The sequence below is a fragment of the Microcystis sp. M49636_WE2 genome (assembly GCF_030065375.1).
Classification (GTDB): domain Bacteria; phylum Cyanobacteriota; class Cyanobacteriia; order Cyanobacteriales; family Microcystaceae; genus Microcystis; species Microcystis aeruginosa_C.
The window spans coordinates 1-1,331 of record NZ_JASJFG010000605.1 but is presented as its reverse complement, the minus strand read 5'-3'; the positions used below and the strand labels follow the sequence as shown (position 1 = coordinate 1,331).

The following is a 1,331-nucleotide window of genomic DNA, read 5'->3' as shown; positions in this document are numbered from 1 at the left end:
GGCAGAGGATTAAAGATTAATTATTGTGACTAACTCTTTTGGTTAGAAAAAGATAAACTTGAGAATCTTAAGTCAAATTTATTGACTCAAAATCAGCTGTACTTAATTTAAATGAAACAGCCCTACCCTTGATAAGGGGGGTGCGGATAGGCGGGGGGATCTGATAGTTTTTAACGCCTACCTACTTATCTTTTAATCAATCCGAAAGGGACGAGCAGAGGGTGGACATTCCCGATAGGCGTTAATTGTAGCCAAAAAATCGATTGTAAAGCCTTTTATTGATCTCGTATAGTAGCCAAATAATTAAAAAACAGACAGAGATGAATAGCAAAGGTTTTTTAGTCAGTAAATTCGGCAAACTCCAGAATAGTTGCTGCGGTTGAGTGACTAGATACCAACTATTCAGCCGGAGAAAACGCCCTAGATAAATACCGATCGCACTTAAAAAATGGAGAGTTATTTCTAGGGGTAAAACTGCTGAATTTAGCTGACTTTGCTGACAATAACTTTTTAAATTAAGTAAGGAGAGAACGTATAGCTGAAAGCCAATAAAAATAAAGATACTATACTGGGGAATTAAAACTAAAAAAATTAAACTTTTGGCGTAATCCTGCTGAAGATAGGCGATTAAATGAATGCTATCGGTGAGAATATAGGGAGCATTGGGTAAAAAAAGCACAAAAACTAAGAGAATTAACCACCAGAGTAGGGAACGATCGAGGGTAGTCCTAAATAGCCAAAAGCTGAGGATAAAGGGGATAAAGGCCAGAAAAGAATTCCAGACAATCCTCGCGGTACTAAGGTTAAATAATTGCCAAGCACTGTGCCACCAATCCCTAGTTAAAATCATCGTTAAATCTGCCCACATCATCCCTTAAATACCAGTCTCCTCTGGGGTTGATAAATATCCTAACCAATTTTTTAAAGATTCCGGGAAAGGGATTCTTTTTCTAGCGGTGGGATCGATGCACACATGGCGGGTTTTCGCTTTTCCCACCATGATTTCAGTCAAATAAATTTTATACTGCAATTGAAACTCGTTTTCGCTCAGGGATCGGGCAGTGAAATCAATCTCTATGCGATCACCACAAAAAAGAGGCCGAAAAAACTGGATTTCCGCTTGAGTAATCGGTAGGGCAACCGGAGAATCTTTAAAAAAATCCTTGATATTGATGCCAAATTGTGCTAAGGAAAACTCGTAGGCTTCATGACAGATCGAGAGAAGATGGGCAAAGTAAACCACACCGGCCGCATCGGTATCGGCCAGATAAATTAGGCGTTCATAGGACATAAAAAGCTTATTGTCTTTCTAGAAAGGTTAAACTATCTTG

At 38.9% G+C, this 1,331-nt stretch carries 2 protein-coding genes; both read right to left on the bottom strand.

What is annotated here, in order from left to right; translation table 11 throughout:
• Nucleotides 1-241: 241 nt before the first annotated feature.
• The gene (locus PX484_RS13975; RefSeq protein ID WP_288104317.1) at nucleotides 242-871 is read right to left on the bottom strand and encodes a DUF1361 domain-containing protein; all 630 of its coding nucleotides are present in this window, start codon (nucleotides 869-871) and stop codon (nucleotides 242-244) included.
• A gap of 3 nt (nucleotides 872-874) precedes the next feature.
• Entirely contained in the window at nucleotides 875-1,291 is a 417-nt protein-coding gene (locus PX484_RS13970; RefSeq protein ID WP_287767482.1) for an acyl-CoA thioesterase, read from the bottom strand.
• Between the last annotated feature and the right edge of the window lie 40 nt (nucleotides 1,292-1,331).

Bases quoted from the DNA above. Each gene is read 5' to 3' on its own strand.
- PX484_RS13975 (WP_288104317.1), bottom strand. From the start codon at position 871: ATGATGTGGGCAGATTTAACGATGATTTTAACTAGGGATTGGTGGCAC.
- PX484_RS13970 (WP_287767482.1), bottom strand. From the start codon at position 1,291: ATGTCCTATGAACGCCTAATTTATCTGGCCGATACCGATGCGGCCGGT.